At 40.9% G+C, this 24,206-nt stretch carries 22 protein-coding genes; 9 read left to right on the top strand and 13 right to left on the bottom strand.

Features of this window, described 5'->3' with window-relative positions; genetic code table 11:
- Nucleotides 1-3 precede the first annotated feature (3 nt).
- The 6 genes from prmA to rsmD all read right to left on the bottom strand — a co-directional run bounded on the left by prmA (nt 4) and on the right by rsmD (nt 6,314).
- Complete coding sequence (prmA, locus tag AC6H44_RS13295) at nt 4-888, bottom strand: 50S ribosomal protein L11 methyltransferase (protein WP_500736069.1); 885 nt, start codon at nt 886-888, stop codon at nt 4-6.
- Nucleotides 889-960: 72 nt separating this feature from the next.
- Complete coding sequence (gene rpoD, locus AC6H44_RS13290) at nt 961-2,805, bottom strand: RNA polymerase sigma factor RpoD (protein WP_500736068.1); 1,845 nt, start codon at nt 2,803-2,805, stop codon at nt 961-963.
- A gap of 124 nt (nt 2,806-2,929) precedes the next feature.
- On the bottom strand, nt 2,930-4,681 hold the full coding sequence (gene dnaG / locus AC6H44_RS13285; RefSeq protein WP_500736067.1) for a DNA primase: 1,752 nt from the start codon (nt 4,679-4,681) through the stop codon (nt 2,930-2,932).
- A 200-nt stretch (nt 4,682-4,881) separates the two neighbouring features.
- Nucleotides 4,882-5,328, bottom strand: a complete 447-nt coding sequence (locus AC6H44_RS13280; RefSeq protein WP_500736066.1) for a GatB/YqeY domain-containing protein — start codon at nt 5,326-5,328, stop codon at nt 4,882-4,884.
- 19 nt (nt 5,329-5,347) lie between these two features.
- Nucleotides 5,348-5,563 (bottom strand): 30S ribosomal protein S21, encoded by a 216-nt coding sequence (gene rpsU / locus AC6H44_RS13275; protein ID WP_002957797.1) that lies wholly within the window; start codon nt 5,561-5,563, stop codon nt 5,348-5,350.
- Nucleotides 5,564-5,708: 145 nt separating this feature from the next.
- Nucleotides 5,709-6,314: a 16S rRNA (guanine(966)-N(2))-methyltransferase RsmD gene (gene rsmD / locus AC6H44_RS13270; RefSeq protein ID WP_500736064.1), complete on the bottom strand. Its 606-nt coding sequence runs from the start codon at nt 6,312-6,314 to the stop codon at nt 5,709-5,711.
- Between the two features lie 204 nt (nt 6,315-6,518).
- Here rsmD and ftsY point away from each other — a divergent pair, with 204 nt between their 5' ends.
- The 5 genes from ftsY (at nt 6,519) to AC6H44_RS13245 (ending at nt 13,111) form a co-directional block, all read left to right on the top strand.
- A complete protein-coding gene (gene ftsY / locus AC6H44_RS13265) occupies nt 6,519-8,072 on the top strand; it encodes a signal recognition particle-docking protein FtsY (RefSeq protein ID WP_500736062.1) in 1,554 nt (517 codons plus the stop codon).
- An 84-nt stretch (nt 8,073-8,156) separates the two neighbouring features.
- Nucleotides 8,157-8,834: a cell division ATP-binding protein FtsE gene (gene ftsE / locus AC6H44_RS13260; RefSeq protein ID WP_500736060.1), complete on the top strand. Its 678-nt coding sequence runs from the start codon at nt 8,157-8,159 to the stop codon at nt 8,832-8,834.
- Nucleotides 8,831-9,817 carry a permease-like cell division protein FtsX gene (ftsX, locus tag AC6H44_RS13255; RefSeq protein ID WP_500736058.1) on the top strand — a complete coding sequence of 329 codons (987 nt, stop codon included), beginning with the start codon at nt 8,831-8,833 and terminating at the stop codon, nt 9,815-9,817. The genes ftsE and ftsX overlap by 4 nt, the downstream gene beginning before the upstream one ends.
- A 230-nt stretch (nt 9,818-10,047) precedes the next feature.
- On the top strand, nt 10,048-10,911 hold the full coding sequence (gene rpoH / locus AC6H44_RS13250; protein ID WP_500736056.1) for an RNA polymerase sigma factor RpoH: 864 nt from the start codon (nt 10,048-10,050) through the stop codon (nt 10,909-10,911).
- A 328-nt stretch (nt 10,912-11,239) separates the two neighbouring features.
- Entirely contained in the window at nt 11,240-13,111 is a 1,872-nt protein-coding gene (locus tag AC6H44_RS13245; RefSeq protein ID WP_500736055.1) for a methyl-accepting chemotaxis protein, read from the top strand.
- A gap of 131 nt (nt 13,112-13,242) precedes the next feature.
- On the opposite strand, the gene AC6H44_RS13240 is transcribed toward AC6H44_RS13245, so the two are convergent.
- From AC6H44_RS13240 to gpmM, 6 genes are all read right to left on the bottom strand, one after another.
- Nucleotides 13,243-13,731, bottom strand: a complete 489-nt coding sequence (locus tag AC6H44_RS13240) for a GNAT family N-acetyltransferase (RefSeq protein WP_500736054.1) — start codon at nt 13,729-13,731, stop codon at nt 13,243-13,245.
- Nucleotides 13,732-14,890: 1,159 nt separating this feature from the next.
- On the bottom strand, nt 14,891-15,922 hold the full coding sequence (locus AC6H44_RS13235; RefSeq protein ID WP_500736053.1) for an IS110 family RNA-guided transposase: 1,032 nt from the start codon (nt 15,920-15,922) through the stop codon (nt 14,891-14,893).
- Nucleotides 15,923-16,175: 253 nt separating this feature from the next.
- On the bottom strand, nt 16,176-16,913 hold the full coding sequence (locus tag AC6H44_RS13230; RefSeq protein WP_500738435.1) for a divergent polysaccharide deacetylase family protein: 738 nt from the start codon (nt 16,911-16,913) through the stop codon (nt 16,176-16,178).
- 66 nt (nt 16,914-16,979) lie between these two features.
- Nucleotides 16,980-18,245: a S41 family peptidase gene (locus AC6H44_RS13225; protein ID WP_500736052.1), complete on the bottom strand. Its 1,266-nt coding sequence runs from the start codon at nt 18,243-18,245 to the stop codon at nt 16,980-16,982.
- A gap of 32 nt (nt 18,246-18,277) precedes the next feature.
- The gene (locus tag AC6H44_RS13220; RefSeq protein ID WP_500736050.1) at nt 18,278-19,417 is read right to left on the bottom strand and encodes a murein hydrolase activator EnvC family protein; all 1,140 of its coding nucleotides are present in this window, start codon (nt 19,415-19,417) and stop codon (nt 18,278-18,280) included.
- A 3-nt stretch (nt 19,418-19,420) separates the two neighbouring features.
- Nucleotides 19,421-20,965, bottom strand: a complete 1,545-nt coding sequence (gene gpmM / locus AC6H44_RS13215; protein ID WP_500736048.1) for a 2,3-bisphosphoglycerate-independent phosphoglycerate mutase — start codon at nt 20,963-20,965, stop codon at nt 19,421-19,423.
- A gap of 468 nt (nt 20,966-21,433) precedes the next feature.
- On the opposite strand from gpmM, the gene AC6H44_RS13210 reads away from it, so the two are divergent.
- From AC6H44_RS13210 to gpsA, 4 genes are read left to right on the top strand one after another with little or no spacing between them, the layout of a single operon-like run.
- Nucleotides 21,434-21,865: a rhodanese-like domain-containing protein gene (locus tag AC6H44_RS13210; RefSeq protein WP_500736047.1), complete on the top strand. Its 432-nt coding sequence runs from the start codon at nt 21,434-21,436 to the stop codon at nt 21,863-21,865.
- A 33-nt stretch (nt 21,866-21,898) separates the two neighbouring features.
- Nucleotides 21,899-22,156 (top strand): glutaredoxin 3, encoded by a 258-nt coding sequence (gene grxC, locus AC6H44_RS13205; RefSeq protein WP_500736045.1) that lies wholly within the window; start codon nt 21,899-21,901, stop codon nt 22,154-22,156.
- A gap of 34 nt (nt 22,157-22,190) precedes the next feature.
- Complete coding sequence (gene secB / locus AC6H44_RS13200; RefSeq protein ID WP_500736044.1) at nt 22,191-22,679, top strand: protein-export chaperone SecB; 489 nt, start codon at nt 22,191-22,193, stop codon at nt 22,677-22,679.
- Nucleotides 22,680-22,682: 3 nt separating this feature from the next.
- Complete coding sequence (gpsA, locus tag AC6H44_RS13195) at nt 22,683-23,690, top strand: NAD(P)H-dependent glycerol-3-phosphate dehydrogenase (RefSeq protein ID WP_500736042.1); 1,008 nt, start codon at nt 22,683-22,685, stop codon at nt 23,688-23,690.
- Between the two features lie 39 nt (nt 23,691-23,729).
- On the opposite strand, the gene AC6H44_RS13190 is transcribed toward gpsA, so the two are convergent.
- A complete protein-coding gene (locus AC6H44_RS13190) occupies nt 23,730-24,206 on the bottom strand; it encodes a methyl-accepting chemotaxis protein (protein WP_500736041.1) in 477 nt (158 codons plus the stop codon).

The raw sequence follows: 24,206 nt of genomic DNA, 5'->3' as shown, positions 1-24,206 counted from the left end.
GCACTATTGTATCTTTTTAGTACCACTTACTCGGGTCCAATCGCCTTCAACGGCAATCTCATCGAGCTCAATAAAGGGCGCATATATGTCGGCAACCGATTGGGCTTGCTCCTCTAAAATACCCGACATGGCAATTTTACCACCTGGCTTTAATAATCCTAAAATAACACTATGAAGCTCACGCAGTGGTTGCGCTAAAATATTTGCCACCACAATGTCAGCAGTAAACTCAGGTTGGTTTTCTGGAAGGTAAACTTCAAGTTTGTCAGCAACACCATTGCGATTAGCGTTATCTAGGCTTGCTTCAAGCGCTTGTGGGTCAATGTCTATCCCTATCATGCGCTCAGCCCCCAGTTTTATTGCTGCAATACCTAATATGCCTGAGCCACAGCCAAAATCGACCACGGTTTTACCAGTTAAGTCTTGGCTTTCTAACCATTTTAAACACAGCGCTGTGGTCGCATGTGTACCAGTACCAAAAGCAAGGCCAGGGTCAAGCAGTACATTCACTGCATCTGGGTCTGGAATATCGCGCCAACTAGGGCAAATCCACAGTTTTTCACCAAATTGAATAGGGTGAAAGTTATCCATCCACTCACGTTCCCAGTCTTTATCTTCGAGTTGCTCAATTTTGTAAACTAAGGTGTCTTTTAGTTCATCATGGCGTTTTAATAACGCAATCACTGCGTTCATATCATGATTCGCTTCGAACAAACCAATTACTGTGGTGTCAGCCCAAAATACCACGGTGCCAATTTTAGGCTCATAAATAGGGGTGTCTTTTGCATCAATAAAGGTCACGGAGGCACTGCCTGCTTCCATTAATAGGTCACTTATTGCATCAGCGGTTGCAGCATTGGCATTGATGCGGATTTGGATCCAAGCCATGTTTATTTCCTTGAAATAGAAAAAAGGCCGCTACAGCGGCCTTTTGAGTTAACTTATAATAGGAACGCTGGATTATTTAGCGTCTAAAAAGCTTTTCAGTAAATCAGAGCGAGAAGGGTGGCGTAATTTACGCAGTGCCTTCGCTTCAATTTGACGAATACGTTCACGTGTCACGTCAAACTGTTTACCAACTTCTTCTAGTGTGTGATCGGTATTCATATCAATACCAAAACGCATACGTAATACTTTAGCTTCTCGGGCTGTTAGGCCTGCGAGCACATCGTTAGTTGCGCCACGTAGAGATTCCATTGTTGCCGAATCAATAGGCGAGTCGATAGTGGTGTCTTCGATGAAATCGCCTAAGTGCGAATCTTCATCATCACCAATGGGTGTTTCCATTGAAATTGGCTCTTTAGCAATCTTAAGCACCTTACGGATTTTATCCTCAGGCATCATCATGCGTTCAGCTAATTCTTCTGGATTTGGCTCACGACCCATTTCTTGTAACATTTGACGTGAAATACGATTCAATTTATTGATCGTCTCAATCATATGTACTGGAATACGGATTGTTCTTGCTTGGTCAGCAATAGAGCGTGTAATTGCTTGGCGTATCCACCATGTAGCATAAGTAGAAAATTTATAACCACGACGATATTCAAATTTATCTACCGCCTTCATCAGACCAATGTTACCTTCTTGGATTAAATCTAAGAATTGTAAGCCTCGGTTGGTGTATTTTTTAGCGATTGAAATAACCAGACGCAAATTCGCTTCTACCATCTCTTTTTTAGCTCGGCGGGCTTTCGCTTCACCAATACTCATGCGACGGTTTATATCTTTAATACGCTCAATGCTTAAGCCTGTGCTTTCTTCCATTGAAGTCAGTTTGCTGATACAACGAAGTATTTCAGGCTTCACTTCTTCAAGTTTAGCTGAGTGTTTTTCGTTAGCTGCAATTTCAACATCAACCCACGAGGTATCTGTTTCATTGTTAGCAAAATGCTTAACGAACGTTTTCTTTGGAAGCTTGGCAATTTGCACTGCATGCTTCATGATCAGACGCTCTTGAACACGCACTCTATCCATCATTTCACGCATGTTATTAACCATGCGATCAAATTGTTTAGGTACTAGTTTGAATGTCCTAAACAGCTCACCAATTTCTAAAATAGCAGCTTGAGATTCTGGGTGAGAACGACCTTTTTTATCGAATGTTTCACGTGCTTTTATATATAAATCACGTAATTTCTCGAAGTGCATGCGCGCTTCTTCAGGGTCTGGACCCGTATCGACTTCTTCTTCGTCTTCATCATCGCTATCATCGTCGTCACTGTCGTCATCACCAAGCTGTTTTTCGCTTAACTCTGAGCCTATATTAGTGGCAGCAATGGGGGGAGCTTCGTCTGCATCAGGATCGAAAAAGCCAGAGATTATGTCGCTAAGGCGCATCTCTTCTGCTTCAAATTTATCCCACTGCTCTAGTAGGTAAGTGATCGCTTCTGGGTATTCCGCCACCGAAATTTGAACTTGGTTAATACCTTCTTCTATTCGCTTGGCGATAACAATTTCGCCTTCACGGGTTAGAAGCTCAACAGTACCCATTTCACGCATGTACATGCGTACTGGGTCCGTTGTACGGCCAATTTCTTTTTCTACAGTAGCAAGGGCTGCAGCGGCAGCTTCCGCTGCGTCTTCGTCTGTCGTGGTTTCTTGCATCATTAATTCATCAGCATCAGGCGCGTTTTCGCTAACCTTGATACCCATGTCATTAATCATGCTAATGATATCTTCTACTTGATCTGAGTCGATAATATCTTGTGGAAGGTGATCATTAACTTCTGCAAAAGTTAAGTAGCCTTGCTCTTTACCTTTTTGAATCAGAAGTTTTAATTGTGACTGAGGAGTTGGATCCATAGAGATTGTTTCTTCCACTCTGATAAGTTGATACAACAGGCGCCATCATGAAGTTTGCTCAAAGGCTAACTCGAATAATGTGACGCAGTGAATAGCACAGTATAACAGCAAAAATCGTTTTTGACTAGTTGTTAGTGCCTTTTAAAGCTTGTGTTAATAGGTGACATTCTAATCGTTCATCGCTATTTAGACCTTGTGTCTTGTCTTTTATTAATAAGGTCTCTAGTCGATAATTTAAACACTGATCTTCAATAAATTTAAAAGTATTTTGAAAAACCGTCTCTAAACGCGCTTCATTTATTTGATGTTGCCATGTTGCCAGTTTAGTTAATGGCTCATAATCATCACTACCACGAAACGATTCAAGAATTTGCGCGGTGGTTATGCCATCTTTTTGTAATGCATAATGTTGTAGGCGTAATAATAAACCAATACCCGCTATATTCATTTGCGATAAATCGGGTAAATACGGGACACTTTTAGCTAGGTATGGGTGCTGTATTAAAATTCCAATAGCTTGGCGCATGGGGGTAATTTTAAATTTTCGTTCAACCGCATGCTGTTGTTTTGGTGTTTTTAAGCGATTATTAAGCTGCTCACGGGTGCGGCCAATTAATCGTCCAAGCTGCTCAAGAATGTTTTCTTGATAAAACTCACTTGGAATTTTTTCAATCAAAGGTAATGCCGCACTGAGTAATTTAGCTTTACCTGAATCAAGTGTTAAATCAATGTCTTTACTTAGTTTGTTAAACAGTACTTTAGTGAAGTCATCTGCGTTTTCAAGGCGTTGCTCAAAAGCATTTTTACCTTCTTGTTGCACTAACGAATCGGGGTCTTCACCATCAGGTAAAAATACAAAATGCAGTGCTTTGCCATCGTTTAAGTAGGGGAGTGCGTTTTCAAGTGCGCGCCATGCCGCATCTTTACCTGCTCGGTCGCCATCGTAACAGCAAATTACTTTATCTGTGGTTCTAAATAAAGTGTGCATATGCTCGCTGGTTGTGGCTGTACCAAGCGATGCAACCGCGTATTCTATACCTTGTTCGGACAGTGCGACTACGTCCATATAACCTTCTACAATTAGAACATGATCTAGCTTTTTATGCGCTTGTTTAGCTTCATACAGGCCATAGAGTTCAAAGCCCTTATGAAATATTCGTGTTTCAGGAGAATTTAAGTATTTTGGCCCTTGATCTGCTTGCATTACTCGCCCACCAAAAGCAATAACGCGGCCGCGTTTATCACGAATTGGAAACATTAAGCGATCACGAAAAAAATCGAACTGTTTGCCAGGGGTTTTTTCTGATGCGAGCTTAAGCTCGACCAATTGTTCTTTTTGTTCTTGGTTGCGACCAAGTTGTTGGCATAGCCCTTCCCATTCGCTAGGCGCGTACCCTATCATAAACTTTTTAACGGTTGCACCGCTCAACCCGCGGCCTTTAACGTAATCAATGACTGTTTCAGAGTTACTATGATGCTTTAACTGATGCTGATAAAAGCGTGCTGCATGAAGCATTAAATCATAGTCGGAGCGTTTTTGTGCTGCGGTACGCTCTGGGCCATTACTGCTTCCTTGTTCACGAGGAACATCAAGGTTAAGTAAGCTTGCTAGTTCTTCAATCGCATCAACAAACTCGAGTTTGTCGTACTCCATGACAAAAGAAATTGCGTTACCGTTAGCGCCGCAGCCAAAGCAATGATAAAACTGTTTATCTTGTGATACGGTAAACGAAGGCGATTTTTCATTATGAAAGGGACAGCAAGCTTGATAGTCTTTGCCCGCTTTTTTCAACCCTACCTTTGAGTCAATCAAGTCGACAATATCGGTTCGCGCCAATAAATCATCAATAAAGTTGCGTGGGATCTTTCCAGCCATTGTTTAAAGTACAGCCCTAAGATAAATAAAAAAGTGATGAAAACCAATTATAATACGCAAAGATTGGAACACAAATGCATATTTTTTTGAAGTACTATAGTCAAACATACACCTAGACGTAGTTTGAGGAAATACCAAAACGAAGAAACCGAGCTCAAGGCTCGGTTTGCTTCAATCATACTTAGTGTATGTGAGTAGTATTAGGCTGTTAATCGTTGCTTAATTAAACCTGAGATTTTGCCCATATCGGCACGACCTTCGGCTTTGCTTTTGATTATACCCATAACTTTACCCATGTCTTGCATACCTGCTGCATTAGTATCAGCAATAGCCGCGTCAATGAGAGCAATGATTTCTTCTTCACTCAATTGTTGAGGTAAAAAAGCTTCAAGTGCTGTAATTTCATTGGCTTCAATATCAGCTAAATCATCACGCCCAGCATCTTTGTACTGAGTGTAAGAGTCGCGACGTTGTTTAACAAGCTTCACTATAACGGAGGTAATACCTGCGTCGTCTAGTGTTATTTGCTCGTCAATTTCACGTTGCTTGATTGCAGCAAGTACCATACGAATAGGGTTAAGACGTTGTTTGTCTTTGGCTTTCATCGCATCTTTTTGTGCATCTTTTAGCGTTATTAAAAGGCTCATTTATACAAGACCAACTATATTAGTATAATTTAACGCGACGAGCGTTATCACGAGAAAGTTTTTTCATGTGACGTTTAACAGCAGCTGCTTTTTTGCGCTTACGCTCAGCTGTTGGTTTTTCATAGTGCTCGCGACGACGAACTTCTGAAAGTATACCTGCTTTTTCACATGAACGCTTGAAGCGACGAAGTGCTACGTCAAACGGTTCGTTCTCTCTTACTTTAATTACTGGCATTAAAAATTCACCTACCTAAATTATGAGCGTTGCTCAAGTTGATCAAACATTGATCAAGTGGTTCAAAAATGGTGCGGTATTGTAATCCGAAGCAACACCACATGTAAAGGATAATATTAACAGAAACCCGACCGCTAAAACAGTGTTAATTTGCACCGCGTTGATATAGCCGACAAAAAACTTGCCCAGCTTTTTTCTCTTTAATTAACAGCCAGTTACTGGGTGATTTGAAAGTGGTTAACTCAGTTTCTACCTCAACATATATCAGTGCGTTTGGGTCAAGCCATTGGTTATTTTCTAATAAATTACAGCATGATTGTGCCAAATTTTTACGAAAAGGGGGGTCAATAAAAACTAAATTAAATGCCTCATCAGTGTTTTTTTTCTCTAAAAACGTCAGTGTATTAGTGTTAAGTACTTGCGCGTTTTGTGCTTTGAGGGTGGTAATGTTTTCAGTTAATTGCTTTGCTGCTTGTGAATCAAGCTCTATAAATGTGGTGTATTTGGCAAACCGCGACAAGGCTTCAAATCCCAAACCACCAGAGCCGGCAAAGCAATCGAGAGTGCGCGCATCACGGGTGTCGTGCATTAACCAATTAAACACGGTTTCTTTAATTCGGTCGGTTGTAGGGCGCAGGCCTTGAACATCTTTTACTGGCAGTTTGCGGCCGCGATATTGGCCGCTAATAATTCTAATAACGCCATCAGCTGATTTATTGATGGGGTTATTTTGTGTGGTTTTTTTTCTCATTTAACTCACTAAAAATTGGTATCTATGATCTAGCTCAGATAATATTGCAATCATATCATGGCGCGTCATTTTTCAACTGCGCTAAAAGTGTTACTATTATACTCCCTCGAGGATAGCGTATTGTTAAAAGCAATTATTTAGGCTTAAAAGCACGTTATCGTTACCGTTAGTTTATCAGATTTTTATAAGTGGTTATTAGCAAGTATGGCAAAAAAAAGTAAACTCATGTCGTGGCTCGGTTTTGGCAAGTCAGATAAAAAACAAGCAGAAACTGATAAACAACAAGCATTAGCAAAAGAGCAGGCAGAAAAAGCCGAGGCAGAACGTTTACAAGCTGAAGCAGAGTCTGAGCGCTTAGAACAAGCCCGAATAGCTGCTGAACAAGCTGAAGCAGAACGTACAGCTGCCGAAAAAGCAGAGAATGAGCGTTTAGCGCAAGAAAAACAGGCACAGGCTCAGCGTGAACGTGCAGCGGCAGAAGAAAAACAAGCAATAGAACGAGCTAATGCAGAGCTATTGGCTAAACAACAGGTTGATGCAGAGCAGCAAAGACTAGCGCAAGCAGGACGTTTAGCAGAACAACAAGCACAAATGCTGCTAGAACAAGAACGCATAGCGGCTGAAACAGCAGAAAACGGGCGTTTAGAGCAAGCACGTATTGCAGCAGAACAAGCTGAAAATGAGCGTTTAGAGCAACAACGCATCGCGGCTGAGAAAGCAGAAGCTGAGCGTTTAGCTGCTGAAGAGGAGGCTGAACGCCTAGAGCAACAGCGGCTCACCGAAGAGCTTGCACAGGAAGACGCTAAAAAAGCTGAAAAACCTAAACAAGAAGGCTTTTTTTCTCGCCTTAAAAAAAGTTTACTTAAAACTCGCGTTAATATTGGCTCTGGATTTTCATCAATTTTTAGTGGCAAAAAAATCGATGATGAATTATTTGAGGAGCTAGAAACTCAGTTGCTCACGGCTGATCTTGGTGTTGATACCACCATGAAGCTAATTGACAGCCTGACTGATGCCGCTGATCGTAAGCAACTTAAAGATGGTGATGCACTTTATGAGCTTATGAAGCAAGAAATGGCTACTATGCTAAAAACAGCAGAGCAACCATTAGCAATACCAGCGGATAAGAAACCCTTTGTTATCCTTATGGTGGGTGTAAATGGGGTAGGTAAAACGACCACTATTGGTAAAATGGCCAAACAGTTTCAAAACCAAGGTAAGTCGGTAATGCTTGCTGCCGGTGATACATTTAGGGCCGCAGCAGTCGAGCAGCTTCAAGTATGGGGCGAGCGTAATGGCATTCCCGTTATAGCACAACATACCGGGGCAGATAGCGCATCGGTGGTATTTGATGCTTTTCAAGCTGCCAAAGCGCGTAATGTCGATGTATTAATTGCCGATACAGCAGGACGGCTGCAAAATAAAGATAATTTAATGCAAGAGCTTGAAAAAATAGCCCGAGTGATGAAAAAAGTAGACCCTGATGCACCGCATGAAGTGATGCTAACTATTGATGCTGGCACAGGCCAAAATGCCATTAGCCAAGTAAATTTATTTAATCAATGTGTAGGCTTAACAGGTATTACGCTATCAAAGCTTGATGGGACTGCTAAAGGCGGGGTTATTTTTGCGGTTGCCGATAAGTTTAATATTCCTATTCGCTACATAGGTGTTGGCGAAAGCATTGACGATTTACGTACTTTCAAGAGCGATGACTTTATTGATGCGCTATTTAGTCAAGATGAGGATGACGCTTAATTTACCAAAAGGGAGCCTGCTCCCTTTTTAATTGCGAGGAATACCAATTGCATTAGACGTTTAATGAGATTGGCATAATAAAAAATGATAAATTTTCAGCAAGTAAGTAAAACCTATGCCGGTGGACATCGTGCACTTGAAAAAGTGAGCTTTCATATAAAGCCTGGCGAACTGGCTTTTTTAACCGGCCACAGTGGCGCTGGCAAAAGTACACTTTTAAAACTCATTAGCCTGATGGAGCGCCCCTCAGCGGGTAACGTATTTATTAACGGAGTGGATTTAAATAAGCTAAACTCACGGCAAATTCCTTATGCACGCCGCGATATTGGTATTATTTTTCAAAACCATCGATTATTAGAACGATACACAGTATTCGATAACGTTGCGTTACCTTTAATTATCGAAGGCACTCATCATAAGCAGGTAGCTAAACGCGTACATGGCGCACTTGATAAAGTAGGCTTGTTAAATAAAGTGCGTTGCCACCCCTCAACGCTTTCTGGCGGTGAGCAGCAACGTGTAGGCATTGCACGCGCCATAGTAAACTCTCCACCTATATTACTAGCTGATGAGCCAACGGGTAATTTAGACCCCGAATTATCAATGGAAATACTTCGTCTGTTTGAAGACTTTAATAAGCATGGCACTACGGTTTTAATTGCAACCCATGACTTAGGATTAGTATCGCGAATGAAATACCGTAGTTTAACACTTCATGACGGGCGAATGAGTCAAGATCCATTGGCTGAGGGGATATTATGAGCTTACTGTTTAAAAGCCGTCAAAATAGTAATGATAAGCAAAAAAAGTCAGTCTTTTCTGGTGGTTACTTTTTTATTATTAATATTTTCCGCCAAGGTGTATATAGCTTAGGAGAAATGTGGCGTACGCCACTGGCCTCCATGATGACCATTGCCGTGCTGGGTTTGAGTTTAACTTTGCCAGCAACACTATACTTAGTGGTAAAAAATGTACAGCAAGTGAGTAGTGGTTTTGAGCAAGCCAGCGAAATATCCTTGTTTGTAAAAGACAATATGAGCGAGCAAGAAACGCAAACTCTCGTTAAGCGTTTAGCACTGTATCCAGAAATACAAAGCGTAACGTTTATTTCTCGTACTGAGGCGTTAGAAGAGTTTAAGCAAATGTCTGGGTTTGGTCAGGCTTTAGCGTATTTAGATAGTAACCCGTTACCTAATGTTGTTTTAGTCACGCCAACACAGCACCATAGCCAACCTAATGCGGCTAAATTATTACTAAACAAACTTGAAAGCGAACGAGAGGTCGATTTTGGTAAGCTTGATATTGCTTGGCTTGAGCGGCTAAATGCATTATTGAGTTTATTAAAAGAAAGTGTGATCACCATTGCGCTATTATTACTAACCTCAGTGACCTTGATTATTGGTAACACCATTCGTTTATCTATTATGGATAAAAAAGAAGAAATACAAGTAATGAAACTCGTTGGCGCAACCAATACATTTATACATGCGCCCTTTTTATGGACTGGAATTTGGTATGGTGTGATTGGTGGGTTGTTTGCATTTATTTGTGTAGCTTTAATGATGTGGTGGCTATCTACGGCGGTTAGCAGTGTTGCCGGGGTATATCAAACCAGTTTTACGCTAATAGGGCTGTCTCTCAATGAATTTGGTGCCTTGGTGTTATTGGCTACTAGTTTAGGTTTCATTGGCTCTTATTTATCGGTCAATCGCTACATAACAGAAATAGAACCCGATAAAGTTTAACACGTTTAGTTGTCATATATTTTCAGTACGCTATAAAGAAGAGGGTATTAATAGTGGAGTTTAATTTCATTTAATGCCCTAATTCATAGGTTATTCAGTCGTCTAGCGTAGACTGTATTAACACTAAAAAAACCACTTGATTTATGACTCAAAAAAGTTTTAAATTCAAGTTAGCACTCTGAGTTAAAGAGTGCTAAGATGGTTTCAAATGTTTATCACCGAGGTGAAAAATGAGTAAAGATTTATACGCGATGGCACTGACAGTTGGAAATCAAAGCGCAAGCATGGACGGTTACCTCCAAGCTGTTAGCACTATTCCTATGCTTAAAGTTGAGCAAGAGCAGGAACTTGCAAAAAGACTTCAGGAAGAAGGCGACCTTAGTGCTGCAAAACAACTCATTATGTCGCATTTGCGCTTTGTGGCGCACATAGCTAAAAGCTACTCGGGTTATGGGTTACCGCAAGCTGATTTAATTCAAGAAGGTAACATTGGACTGATGAAAGCAGTAAAGCGTTTTGACCCCTCTGTGGGCGTACGTTTGGTTTCGTTTGCAGTTCATTGGATTAAAGCTGAAATTCATGAGTTTGTATTAAAAAACTGGCGTATTGTTAAAGTCGCGACAACCAAAGCACAACGTAAATTGTTTTTTAACTTACGCAAAAATAAAAAACGCTTAGGTTGGTTTAATCAGGCTGAAGTAAGTACAGTAGCGAGCGAGCTAGGTGTAAGTGAAAAAGAAGTACGTGAAATGGAATCGCGTATGAGCGGTCAAGACATGGGTTTTGATTTAACGGGCGACGATAACGATGATGCGCCAATGAGTACCTATTCACCGGTACAATACCTAACAGATGGCTCAACTGATTTAGCCGACGAGGTTGAACAGCAGCAATGGCAAGAACAGTCACATACTCGTTTATTTAGCGCTTTGAAAACACTCGATGAGCGTTCTCAAGATATCGTCAGCGCACGTTGGTTGTCTGATGACAAAGCAACACTGCAAGAGTTGGCTGAAAAATACAGCGTATCAGCTGAGCGTGTTCGTCAACTAGAAAAAACAGCAATGAAAAAGTTACAAAGCGCGATGAGTTAATCGCACCTAATAAATAAAAAAGCCCCGTATAAATTACGGGGCTTTTTTTATGGATGAAAGAAAAAGTTAATAAAGCGGCTATTTTTATTTTTTTTACTTACTTGTTGTTACATCTGCGTATCCTTTAATTAAAAAACACGATATTAAAGTTAGTCAATAAGTTTGGTTTTTATATAAAGTCATTATTTTAGTTTGTTATTAATTTGGGTATATGAAATATTTGCGCACTTGAGCATCAGTCAGCTCAAATCATAGTCTAAATTAAGCAATTTAATTGTTGCACTTAAACCCTATTTAAACTTATTTAACGCGAGTATTAACACTCAATATGAACGCATATTCATTAAAGAAAAAGATCTTACTATCGGTAATTCTTGCCCTAGCCACAATTATCATATTGTTATCATGGAATAGTTACACCTCTCAAAAAAACTTACTGTTAAAAAGCAGTATTGATAATGTAAGCCAAGCGGGTAAACAACAAGCCTCAAGCATTGAAGATTGGCTGGCTAATCGTCAGCAAATTATTGTATCAGTTGCTACTAAGGTTGAAGGCAATACATTAAACGCATTACAACAGGCAAAGTTATCGGGTGATTTTCAATTAACTTACTATGGTGACAGCCAAGGTAAAATGATTGACTCTGATCCGAACATAAACCGGTCGGGTTACGACCCGCGTTCACGTCCATGGTATAAACAAGCACAGCTTGAAAAGGGAACAGTCATTACAAAGCCCTATCTAGATACCGCGTTCAATCAGTTGGTTGTCTCTATTGCTAAAACCACTGTAAATGGGGTGGTCGCAGGTGATTTATCTATTGAGGCTTTAGTTGATGACGTTAACACTATGTCTTTATCGGCAGATGGTTACGCTATCATGATGCATAAAGATGGCACTGTTATAGCGTATAAAGACACTAAAAAAGTAATGGCAGATATTACCCGTATTGACTCAAAAATAAATAGTCAGTTAATTTTGTCTAATAGCCAAAACAATGAATTTACCCCTATTTATTTTAAGGATGAAGGGCGAGAGAAGCTAGTGTGGGGGGAGAGCATTAATAATACTGATTGGCAGCTGTTATTTGTGCTTGATAAACACACCTTAGAGGCCCCGCTAATTAGTTTATTAATTACTCAGCTAGTGCTTGTCACTGTGGTGCTGTTATTAAGTATATTTGCTATTTCATGGTTATTGAGCATGTTGCTTGCGCCTTTGACTCGTGTTTCTCAAGCGTTATCAACAATTGCAGATGGCAATGGTGACTTAACACAGCGCATCAATGTTGATACCCAAGATGAAGTTGGTGTACTGGCCGATAGCTTTAATCGTTTTGTTAATAGCCAACATGAACTGATCAGCCATATTCGCCAATTAGCAACTGATTTAGATTCTGATGCAGAGAAAAGCTTAATCACCAATCAAAACAGTGTTAGCGAGTTACAGCGTCAGCAGCAAGAAGTGGCGATGGTGGCGACCGCGGTAACTGAAATGTCTAGTGCAACGCATGAGATTGCAGCCAATGCCGAAAATACCGCAGCGGCATCACAGCAGTCTGCGCAAAGTAGCCGACAAGGTAAACTGTTAGTTGATAAAACCAGAAGTACGATTAATTCACTGGCCGGAGAAATTGATGAAACAACGACGGTTATTGGTGAGCTAAGTTTACATGCTCAAGCTATATCGAGCATTCTAACCACCATTCAAGAAATTGCTGAGCAAACCAATTTGTTAGCCTTAAATGCAGCAATTGAGGCAGCGCGTGCCGGTGAACAAGGCCGTGGCTTTGCTGTGGTTGCAGATGAAGTACGCGTACTATCAAGAAGAACGCAAAATTCTACATCAGAAATTTATACCACCATAGAAACCTTACAAAACACCACTAAAAAAGCTGTGAGTTTAATGGATAGTAGTAAGAATTATGCAAAAAATAGTGTTGATGATGTGAATGCAGCCGCGCATGCACTAGAAGAAATTACGCTAGCAGTGAATGAGATTTCTGATATGGCAGGGCAAATTGCAGTCGCCGCAGAAGAGCAAACTCAAGTAACTAACGAAATAACTCGCAACACAGTCGCAATTAAAGATGTCACTGATGAGATTACTACCTCAGCAACAACGCATCTAAGCCAAGCAAAGGTACTAAAAGACCGCGCCACTGACTTAAATGAAAAAGTCGCCACCTTTATCCTGTAGTTTGTTGAAATAGCTAGTAGGGCAGATAGAGCCCTGCTAGCATACTTTCGAGTAACGCTGCTTTGTCGAATATCTGATTCATCCACTTTTTAGCAGCAGTTGTATTTTACAAAGGAATGAATTTCGCCGCATCATCGATCTTCTGCTGTACGTATTTCTTCTAGGAACTCGATCTTCTCTTGCATTGCCTTATTAAGTTTTAACTCCATAGGTTGATAAACCAAACCTGCCGATTCGCCCATTTCGTCACTGCACTCAAACCCATACTTTTCATAAGCTGTCACTGAAGATAGCGATGCGCTGACAGTGATAGTTTCAACCTTTGCATGATTTAAGGCGGATAAAAGCAGCTTTCTTCCAATACCACTTTTCTGGCGTTCAGGATGAATAAAAAGCATCGCAACGTGGCGACCTTCCTTTAGCTCGATGATGCCTTCGATATTTTCTTTGTTTTCAGCAACCAGCATCAAGTTATCGCCTTTCATTCTGTTGAGGAATGCACCGCGCGCAGCGATATTCGAAAAGGTTGTAATCCCCTCATTAGACAATGTGCTTGCAACAGACTGCAAAAAAGAGTCCATGCAAATTGCACTCACTGCTTCAAGATCTTGTTCTTTCATCTTCCTGATAATCATTAATGTCTCCCAAGAGTTTAACGCCTGCCTTTACGGCATTTTTTGGCCAGCGAGTAAATGTCTGAAATAGTCGTTTGTTTGCCACTAGAACTTAAATCTTCGAATGAATTCAATTAAATATAATAATTTTATAGTACATGCGTCGTGGCTGTTTTTGCAAATGCCACGTTTATTTAAATAGTTTCAACAAACTATCTAACACATTACTATTACTCAGTTTTACTTTTACATCATTGGGTTTCGTTGCTCTGAACCACAACCTTTAAACAGACGCGGGGTAAACCCGCTGCTACAAATGAGCAATACCCCACGTAGCAGCGACTTTATGTCGCGTTTTTTTTGGGTGAAAGGTTAAAAGTTACGGGTTACGAGACGCGGGGTAAACCCGCTGCTACAAATGAGCAATACCCCACGTAGCAGCGACTTTATGTCGCGTTTTTTTTGGGTGAAAGGTTAAAAGTTACGGGTTACGAGACGCGGGGTAAACCCGCTGCTACAAATGAGCAATACCCCACGTAGCAGCGACTTTATGTCGCGTCTTTTTTGGGTAAAAGGGTAAAATTACGGGTTACGAGACGCGGGGTAAACCCGCTGCTACAAATGAGCAACACCCCACGTAGCAGCGACTTTATGTCGCGTCTTTTCTTGGGTAAAAGGGTAAAATTATGGGTTACGAGACGCGGGGTAAACCCGCTGCTACAAATGAGCAACACCCCACGTAGCAGCGACTTTATGTCGCGTCTTTTTTTGGGTAAAAGGGTAAAATTAAGGGTTACGAGACGCGGGGTAAACCCGCTGCTACAAATGAGCAACACTCCACGTAGCAGCGACTTTATGTCGCGTCTTTTTTTGGGTAAAAGGGTAAATTATGGGTTACGAGACGCGGGGTAAACCCGCTTATATGGACTCCTCCAATTGCACAAGCCTTTTTTGCATTAAGATGATGTGATTGCGTGCTTATATACGGGCTCTAATGAGGCGCTACCTCGGCCACTTTGATGTTTTCGCGCCCTTGTGCCTTATCTGCTAAACGGTATCTTCGTACACTAGCGGGTTTTCAGGCTCTCAAGGGTGGGTCTCACCACTCAATGCTCTATCTTGGCTTGTTCAATTCTGTTGCTTACTGACTTTTTACTCTTTTATTTTATGCTGTCAGTAATGTTGGCTCATAACTCGTTCCATTTTTAAGTAAAGCATAGGCTGTTCGCATTGTTTTGTTTGCTAATGCGATAGCAACACATTTGACGCTTTTGCGTGTAAGTAGGTTTTTTATCCACCGCTCTTTTTCTGTCCTGGCTTCTCTATTTTTTAATTTACTGACAACCGAACGGGCGCCTAAAAAAAGATTGCGTCTTAATGCGCCTCCTCGTCTTTTTGGAATTCGGCCTATTTTTGCTTTACCCCCTGTTGAGTATTGTAATGGCGTGACACCCGCACACGCTGCTGCACCTCTTGCGTCACTAAACTGTGATGTATTGCCTAAAAAAGACAGGAGCTCGATAGCCGTTATAGGGCCGACGCTTTCAAGTGCCATTAAGCGTTGACAGCCATCATTTTGTTTTGAAATACGCTCTATTTGTTTTTGCAACTCTACTTTATTGTCGCACTGCTGTTTATAAAGAGCGTAACTCAGCGCGAGCGCATGTTTTAGTTCTAGCGGCAGTGCATTTTCATCATCTTCCAAAATATCCGGTATGGCTGCTTTAAATGCGGCTTCACTTTGGTTAATCACAATACCAAACTCAAGTAGCAAACCGCGTATTTGATTTGATAATTGAATTTTTTGTTTATCTGCTAACGCTCTTACCTTGCTAAGTGATTGTAAAGCCTGCTCTTCAATGGTAAGAATTTTACATGAGCGAACATTGGGGGCTCGACTAGCAACGGCGATTGCGATTGCATCGTTTGCATCTGTTTTTTGGCCTTGTCTAAATGCTTTAACAAATAAAGGGTCAAGCAACATGACTTCATGACCAAAGGATTGCGCTGTGCGTGCAAAATATTGAGCGCTTGCGCATGCCTCCATCGCAACAACTGATGGTTTTGCTTTAACTAATAACTCAAGTAATGCTTGGCGATTAACTGCTTTATTAGATTTGAGTTTATTGCCTTTAAACTGCGCTACTTGGAAAATGTTTTTTGCTAAATCAATAGCAATTAAATTAGACTGTGTCATGTATGGACTCCTTATTGGGTAAAAGATTTTTTGCAACTTCTTTATACCGTACTCTCTCGTTAATGGGGAGGAGTCCATACATCTGCTACAAATGAGCAACACCCCACGTAGCAGCGACTTTATGTCGCGTCTTTTTTGGGTGAAAGGGTAAAATTATGGGTTAAGAGATGCGGGGTAAATCCGCTGCAACAGGCGCAAAAAACCTTGCATAAGTCGCGGTGTTTTATTTTGCTACCTAACCGCAGACCGTTTTTTACTCAGCCTGTGCGAGCTGTACATATTTACGCTCAACCAACTGCGATACGGGGACCAGTTCAAAGCCTTGCTCAGTTAATTGTGGTAAAGCGTGGCGTAAAAAATCCATGGTTTCTGGGTAAGGGTGGGCAATACCAATCGCAAACTGATATTTGGTTGCTTTTGACTTGAGTTCTTCTAATCTAAATTGTAACTGCTCTGCTGTGGTTATATTGTCTAAAAATACATGACGAGCAATATTTTCCACCCCAAAAAAATTTGCCGCATTTTGCGCTTGGCTCAAATCGGTTGTGCGGCTATCAAGAAAATACAGTTGGTGTTTTTTAAGTACTTCCATGGTCCATTTCATTGCATGACTTTGCTGAGTTAACGCAGAGCCCATGTGGTTATTAACACCTTTAACCTGGGGTAGGCTGGCTAATGCATTACCAAGCGTTTGTTGTAGCTGTGTTTTATCCATATTTAAAGTAAGCCCCCCGGGGCCGAGCTTTTTACCATTCAAAGCTTGCATAGGAATATGCAGTAGCAGCTCTTTGTTTGATTGGCTTGCAAGGGTTGCAAATATTTGGGAGTAGGGGGTGTGAGGCAATATTGAATAGGACACCTGCCCAGGTAAACTCAGGAATTCTAAATCACGTTGATGATAACCTATGTCATCAATCACTATGGCTATTTGTTTGGCTTTAATGCCCGTTGATGTTGCAAATAACGCTAAAAAAAGCCCTGCTAACACCATTAAGTTTATAGTTTTCACGTTTTATAATTTTTATTATCTTTGTGATATTTAAAATAATTATTAGCGTTATTTCATGCTTAGTAACTGCTTTGCTTTTACCAGTTGAATATCAGCTCGTTCTTTTGCGCTAAAATCGGTGCTTTGTATTAATTGTTCATTTTTTATTATAGCTATTTTATTTGTTTGTGGAAGCGTTGTTTGATTAATCGCCACATTAGGCGTTACACCAACCCCCTCAATCGATTTACCAGAGGGGGTGAAATAGCGAGCAGTGGTTAATTTTAATGCGGTATCACCATCGCCTAATGGAATAAGTGATTGCACCGACCCCTTACCAAATGATTGATTTCCGACTATTTTTGCACGAAGATTCTCTTTTAATGCTGCGGCTAATATTTCTGCCGCAGAGGCTGAATGTTCGTTGATCAGTACAACAATAGGTGCGCCTTTTAAAATATCGCCACGTTTAGCGTAAAATGATTGGTTAGCATCATAAAAGCGCCCCTTGGTTGTCACTATTAGGCCATTTTGTAAAAACAAGTCAGCCACTGCTACTGCGCTTTTTAAAGTACCGCCTGGGTTGTCTCGCAAATCAATAATCAAGCCTTTTAATGGATGACCGTAATGGTTTTGCATGGCCTCTATTTGTAAAGCAACTTCATGTAAGGTGTGGTTTGAAAAATTATTAATGGCGATATAACCACTACCTGCGTCAAGTAGTTGCTTAGTTACACTGGTTAGTTCTATTTGTTTTTTACTAACGTTGAAGACTAATATTTTTGGGGTATTTGTGCGTATTATACTCAGTTTAACTGTGTTGTTAGGGCTGTTTTTAATTTGCTGCGCAACTAAGTCGATGGAACTACTTTCAAGTTGTTGATCATTAACTGCGGTAATCATATCGCCAGCTTGCAGCCCGGCCTGTTTAGCTGGGGAGTTATTAATCACTCTTACAATAGTAATTTGTTGAGCAATACTCTCTACTTCAATTCCTAAGCCGGTATAGCGGCCATTAGTGTTATCAAATAGCGCATTTAGCTCATTTTTATCTAAATATTTAGAATAGGGGTCGAGTTTAGAATATAAACGTTCAAATTGGGCATTGTTATATTCAACATATTCACTATTTTGCAGTGCTAAATCATCAACATAGTAGGTATGAATGTTAAACAGTATTTCATTTATTTTTTGACTTTCTAAGCCTTTTACAGAGCTTGCATGGGCATTATATATGACACTGTTTAGCGTTAATGAAAAAAACAAATAAAATAAAAAACAATAGATTAGTTGCTTTTTTAATGATTTTTTTTGGCAAAAGAATATGTTCATCATCACTGCCTCTCATTCGATGCAGCTAATTCAGATTAAATACGCCTGCACCACTTTGTGGGATTTACAGCACGCCCTTTGTGGCGTATTTCAAAGTATAGACCAAAATCAGTTTGTCCACCGCTTTGTCCAACTAAAGCCACACCTTCACCTTCTCTGACCATATCGCCCACATCTTTAAGTAAGGTTTGTGCGTGTCCGTATAAACTCATAAAACCCTCACCATGGTCAATTACAATCACCCAACCATAACCCTTCAACCAATCTGCAAATACAACTTGGCCGTTATGAATGCTATTTACCGGTGTGCCTTCGGATGCAGAAATTAATACACCTTTCCAATTAATGCCGCCGTGTTTACGTTGGCCAAAGTGATGCGCTAACTTCCCTTTACTTGGCCAGTTTAATTTTCCTTTACTTTTATTTAGGCCTAACAGCTCAATTTTGGCTGTTTTTTCTTCTTCAAGTTGTTTAATGGTGGTAATTAGGGTTTGTTCATTTTCTTCTAAATAGCTAATTGAATTTTTTGTATTATTTAACTGTTTTTTTAGATTTTTTAGGCTTGCCTTGCGTTCATTCTGAGCGCTCACGACTGCTGCCTGTCTTCTTTTTTGTTCTTCATATAAGGCAACAAGTTTGTCTTTTGTTTTGGCAAGCTCGGCCTGATTTTGAGCTATTTCAAGTTGCAGCGCTTTGAGTTCATCCAGTTGCTTTATTCGCGCTTTATTTAAGTAATTGTAATAGCTTAGCGTGCGTTCAAATTTAGCAGTATCTTGTTGGTTTAGCAGCATTTTAGAATAGTCATTATTGCCTGCCATGTAAGCGCTTTTTAACTGAGCCGCTAAAATACGTTGAAATTGAGTGTGTTTTTTTTCAAGTTCAGTAGCGCGTTGCTGTAGCTTTGTTTGTTGCTGCTGGGTTTCTTTGACTGAGTGCTCTGCCATATTTAATGCTTTGGCATTTTTAGCTATAGCGAGTTCATGGGCTTTTAGTTTCTGTTGTTGTTGGGCTATTTTCTGTTGTTGCTGTTTGTATTGTGCTTGGCTTTGCTCTAAAGCCACTTGAACTTGCGATAAATCTTTTTTAGTACGGTCTTCATTAGCCACTGCCATTGCAGTGACTAATAAATTGAGTACACATATACACGCAATGACGCGGTATGCACTTTTATTCATAGGTTATTTCAACACCATAATGGGTGAGCCGGTCATTTCTGGCGGTTGCGCTAACCCCATTAAATGCAGCATAGTGGGTGCAACATCACTTAAGGCTTTACCCGTATGTGGGTGTGCGTCACGCCCTACATAAATAAACGGCACTGGCTCGCTGGTATGTGCTGTGTGCGCTTGGCCTGTTTTTAGGTCTGCCATTTGCTCTGCATTACCATGATCGGCTGTAATTAGCGCCTCTCCACCGTGCTCTTTAAGTGCATCCACTACACGACCAATACAACTATCTACTGCTTCACAGGCTTTTACTGCCGCCTCAAATACGCCTGAATGCCCAACCATATCGCCATTTGGATAGTTACAAATAATGGCATCGTATTGGCCACTTTTTATTGCTTCAACCAGTTTATCGGTGAGCATGGCTGAGTTCATTTCTGGCTGCAAATCATACGTTGCCACTTGCGGCGAAGGAATAAGTTCGCGGGTTTCGTCAGTAAACTCATCTTCTCGTCCGCCACTGAAGAAAAAGGTGACATGGGCATATTTCTCAGTTTCAGAAATACGTAGCTGAGTTTTACCTTGTTTTTCAAGCCATTCGCCCAGTACGTTATTAAGTGGGGTAGGGCCAAAAGCAACCGCTGCATCAATATCGGCGGCGTACTCCGTCATCATCACAAAACTACTAAGGGCGGGTGTTTTTTTCTTATCAAAGCCGTCAAAACCAGACTCAACAAAGGCACGGGTTATTTCGCGTGCGCGGTCGGCTCTAAAGTTTGCAAATATAATGGTGTCGCCATCATTTACTTGTACAGGGCTGCTGCCTTTAGGGGTGAGAGTGCTAGCTGCTACAAATTCGTCATTTTCATCACGCTCATAGGCAGCATTGAGTGCAGTTACGCCATTTTCATAATCAAAGTCGCCTTCACCAAGGGTGATCAAGTTGTACGCTTTTTCAACACGGTTCCAGCGGTTGTCTCTGTCCATCGCGTAGTAACGACCAATTAATGAGGCTAAACGGCCGCATTTTAGTTCGCTAAACAAAGCTTCAATACGTTCAATGGATGCTTTAGCACTGCGTGGCGGTGTGTCTCGGCCATCTAAAAAAGCATGAAAATAAATGTTTTTGGCACCGCGTTTTGCAGCCAGTTGAATACTGGCGACAATATGATCTTCATGGCTATGTACGCCACCTGGACTTAATAGCCCCATAATATGTACAGCTTTGTTGGCATTAACAGCTTTATCAATGTTTTCAACAAGTGCGGGGGTTGTATTAAATTCACCATCATCAATGGCTTTTGTGATACGAGTGAAGTCTTGATACACAATACGGCCCGCGCCTAAATTCACATGGCCCACTTCAGAGTTGCCCATTTGGCCATCAGGAAGACCAACAGCTAAACCCGATGCTGAAATTAATGTATGCGGACGTGTTGCCCATAACTCATCTAATACAGGGGTGTTAGCAGCTAAAATAGCATTACTTTGCTCATCTTCTCTGTATCCCCAGCCATCTAAAATCATTAATACCAGTGGTTTTTTATGCTCTGTCATAGTCACTCCTGAAAAATTAGCGTTGCTAAAATACACGCTCACATTAATGCCAACATGCCAAGCCTTAGCATACCGCGTTTTATAGCTAGGATCAGCAATGAAAAGAAGATATTAAAAATTTTCAATGCGGGCTAATCAAATTGAATATTTTACAGGATTGGTTTATTTTTCAGTTAAAACTAGCGGTATTTTGTGGCTTTTAAGCAGACTATATCTAGTTTTTAAGCTTGCTTAAACTCGCATTTTTAGCTGATTTGGGTATACTTGCGCGGCTAATCTCTTATTTATTCAAGTATTGAATAGATTTGTGGGATAAGTTAAGCCTATGTGTAGGTAAAATTCAAAGCAGTTTAATAGTGCTCTAAGTTGGCTTGCTAATGAGTAATTGCTCATTATGTAAGTGCAATAAATATGAATTAAATATCTAAAACACCTTGTTTTAGCATGTAACTTTATAGTGGAAGTCGAATGGATCAATATATTGAATTTGTCTCAAATCATCCAATTTTGAGCCTAGCTTGGGTTGCGATTGTGTTTCTTATTATTAGTGGCTCAATAAAAAGTAAGTTTTCAGCAATTCGTAAAATCAATCCTCAGCAGTTAACCTTACTTATTAACCGCGAAGACGGCCAAGTTGTTGATATGCGAGGGCAAAAAGAGTTTAAAGCAGGCCATATTGCCGGTGCTGTACACTTAAGCCCAGAAAAAGCCAAAGAATCTGATTTTTCAACCCTTGAAAAGTACAAGAGCAAACCCATTATAGTGGTATGTGCCGCAGGTATGACAGCCTCTGGTGTAGCAACGTTAATGCACAAAGCAGGTTTTGAAAACGTGTCTGTATTATCTGGTGGCATGGGAGCATGGCAATCTGCAAGTTTGCCAACAACAAGCCATCGTTAATCTCCCTAAACAAAACCGAGTAAGGATTAATTTATGAATGATGTTGTTTTATACACCAAAGGTTATTGTCCTTTTTGTCATCGCGCGTTAGCGTTATTAGATGCCAAAGGTGTAAAGTACACAAACATTGATATTGGTGTACAGCCAGAGCGTCGCGATGAAATGATTGCTAAAGCGGGTGGCGCAAGCACGGTTCCACAAATTTTCATTAACAATGAACACATCGGTGGCTGTGACGACATGATGGCATTAGAAGCTCAAGGTCACCTTGATGCTAAGCTGAGTGCTTAATTTAATTATAATAAATAACAGGTTAGGAATAACAATGAACGAACAAAATCAAAACGCAGCAGCAGAGGCTGACACAGGTGCACAGTTCACTATTCAACGTATATACACAAAAGATGTATCGTTTGAAACACCAAACTCGCCAGCTATTTTTCAAAAAGAATGGGCACCAGAAGTAAAATTAGATTTAGATACACGCTCTAACAAGCTTGACGAAGGCGTTTACGAAGTTGTTTTAGCGTTAACTGTAACGGCTTCTATTGGTGAAGAAACTGCGTTTTTATGTGAAATTCAACAAGCGGGTATTTTTACTATTGCTGACGTTGAAGAAATGCAATTAGCACACATGCTTGGTGCATTTTGCCCTAACGTGTTATTCCCATATGCACGTGAAGCGGTTTCTAATTTAGTAAACCGTGGTACATTCCCACAGCTTAATCTTGCGCCAGTTAACTTTGACGCATTATTTGCACAATACATGCAACAACGCACAGCGCAAGCTGAGCAGGTTACAGCAGACGCTTAATTTATGAATACAGCCACTTCAGCTGTTACTGTTTTAGGGGCGGGATCGTATGGCACCGCCCTTGCTATTTGCTTAGCCCGAAATGGTCACAAGGTGACTTTATGGGGACGTAATAGCCAAGACGTTGAGACGCTTGCAGCTGAGCGAAAAAATCAACGCTACCTACCCGATGTTCCTTTTCCTGATAGTTTAATTTTAGAAGCTGATTTACAGCGTGCGAGTGCATGTAGTGATATTGTTTTGGTGGTAGTACCAAGCCATGCATTTGCCGATACACTAAAGCAAATTAAACCTGCTTTGCGCCCAAATGCAAAAATTGCCTGGGCTACAAAAGGGCTTGAACCTGACACGGGACGATTGCTGCAAGAAGTGGCCGTGCAAGAGTTGGGTGAAAATGTTCCTTTAGCGGTGCTTTCAGGGCCAACCTTTGCCAAAGAAATGGCGATGGGCTCACCAACCGCTATTTCTGTGTCTTCAACATCACCGGCATTCGCTAAACAAATAGCCGATTTATTACATTGTGGCCGTTCGTTCAGGGTATACAATAATGATGACTTTATTGGCATACAGCTTGGCGGAGCGGTGAAAAACGTCATTGCTATTGGTGCCGGAATTTCTGATGGTGTAGGGTTTGGTGCCAATGCTCGAACGGCACTTATTACTCGGGGGTTAGCTGAGCTCTCGCGTTTAGGCTGTGCTTTAGGTGCAAAACCTGAAACCTTTATGGGGATGGCAGGACTAGGTGATTTAATTTTAACCTGTACCGACAATCAATCGCGCAACCGCCGTTTTGGTTTAGCTTTAGGTAAAGGTGAAGGTGTTGAGCAAGCAATAGCATCAATTGGGCAAGTGGTAGAAGGTTATCGTAACACCAAAGAAGTGTACTTACTTGCGCAGCGAGCCGGTGTTGAAATGCCAATTACTGAGCAAATATACAAAGTGCTTTATGAGCATAAAGACATGAAAGCCGCAGCAATGGCGTTACTAGGCCGCGAGCAAAAGTCTGAATAACAAAAAAGGCCTTAAATTATTTAAGGCCTTTTTTGATGATTAAGTTTTAAATACGCTGACTGATTCTTTAAGTGTAAGCGCCAGTTCTTTCATATCTTGAGAGTATGCTTGAACTTGCTCAATTTTATCCATACTATTTTGACCAGAAGTAACTACTTGGTTAATATTTCTACTTAAATCTTCTGCAACTGCACTTTGCTCTGATACTGCCCCCGAAATATGGCTCGACATATGTGTAATTGACTCAATCGCCTGCGATATACTCGCTATGAGCTCACTGGCTTTATTAGCAGCGTCCATACTTTCGTGGCCCATATTTTTACTAAGCTTCATAACGTTTACAGCAGATTGCGATCCTTGTTGTAATTTATCAATTGTTTCATGAATTTCCGCAGTGCTTGCTTGAGTTCGACTCGCTAAAGAACGAACTTCATCGGCAACAACAGCAAAGCCACGTCCTTGCTCGCCTGCTCGTGCTGCTTCAATAGCGGCATTTAACCGATCTTCCGCACCCAT

The organism is Pseudoalteromonas sp. TAP-3C, assembly GCF_059888565.1.
This window is presented reverse-complemented; position numbering and strand designations above follow the sequence as displayed.